Origin of the sequence: Phenylobacterium sp. CCH9-H3, assembly GCF_001557235.1 — a bacterium.
Taxonomy (GTDB): domain Bacteria; phylum Pseudomonadota; class Alphaproteobacteria; order Caulobacterales; family Caulobacteraceae; genus Phenylobacterium.
This window is the reverse complement of record NZ_LSJI01000149.1, coordinates 1-1,215: the sequence shown is the minus strand read 5'-3', so window position 1 is coordinate 1,215 and position 1,215 is coordinate 1. Positions and strand designations below refer to the sequence as shown.

The following is a 1,215-nucleotide window of genomic DNA, read 5'->3' as shown; positions in this document are numbered from 1 at the left end:
CTCAGGCGGCGTAGCCGCCGATGCGTTTGACGTTGCAGCGGGACCAGAGGGCGTCGAGGGCCTCGGTGAGTTCGTCCATCATGCCGTCGGTGTGGCCGGGGCTGGGGGTGAAGCGCAAGCGCTCGGTGCCCCGGGGCACGGTGGGGTAGTTGATCGGCTGGACGTAGATCCCGTGGTCTTCCAGGAGGATGTCCGAGATCATCTTGCAGTGGACGGGATCGCCCACCAGCACCGGCACGATGTGGCTGACGGATGGCATCACCGGCAGGCCCGCCTTCTTCAGCCGCAGCTTCAGCGCCGCCGCCCGCTCCTGGTGGGCCAGGCGCACCTCGTGGTGTTCCTTCAGGTAGCGGATCGAGGCCACCGCCCCGGCCGCCAGGGCCGGCGGCAGCGAGGTGGTGAAGATGAAGCCGTCGGCGTAGCTCCTGATCGCATCCACGATCACGCTGTCGGCCGCGATGTAGCCGCCCATCACCCCGAACGCCTTGCCCAGGGTGCCCTCGACGATGTCGATCTCAGCCATCACCCCGTCGCGCTCGGCCACGCCCGCGCCCCGGGGACCGTACATGCCCACGGCGTGGACCTCGTCGAGATAGGTCAGGGCGCCGTACCGCTTGGCCAGCGCCACCGTGCCCCGCATGTCGGCGATGTCGCCGTCCATGGAATAGACGCTCTCGAAGGCGATCACCTTCGGCGCATCCGGATCGGCCGCCCTCAGCAGCTCCTCCAGATGCTCAAGGTCGTTGTGGCGGAACACCCGGCGCTGCTCGCGCTTGCCCGCCCGGATCCCGGAGATCATCGAGTTGTGGTTCAATTCGTCCGAGAAGACGATCAGACCGGGGAGGATCTTGTACAGGGTCGAGAGCGAGGCCTCGTTCGAGACATAGCCCGAGGTGAACAGCAGCGCCGCTTCCTTGCCGTGCAGGTCGGCCAGCTCCGCCTCCAGCTCCACGTGATAGTGCGTCGTGCCCGAGATGTTGCGCGTGCCGCCAGACCCGGCTCCCGCCTCCTCGATCGCCCGATGCATCGCATCCAGCACCACCGGGTTCTGGCCCTGGCCCAGGTAGTCGTTCGAACACCAGACCGTCACGTCCTGGACCGACCCGTCCGCCTTCGTCCACGTCGCCCGCGGAAACTCACCGCGATGACGCTTCAGATCCGCAAACACACGATAGCGACCCTCAGACCGCACACGGTCCAGAGCACTACGGAAGG

General features: G+C 67.2%; 1 protein-coding gene. It reads right to left on the bottom strand.

What is annotated here, in order from left to right:
* Position 1: 1 nt before the first annotated feature.
* Positions 2–1,215, bottom strand: a 1,214-nt coding sequence (gene hemA, locus AX721_RS13695; RefSeq protein WP_068876552.1) for a 5-aminolevulinate synthase, incomplete at its 5' end; no start/stop codon positions are given.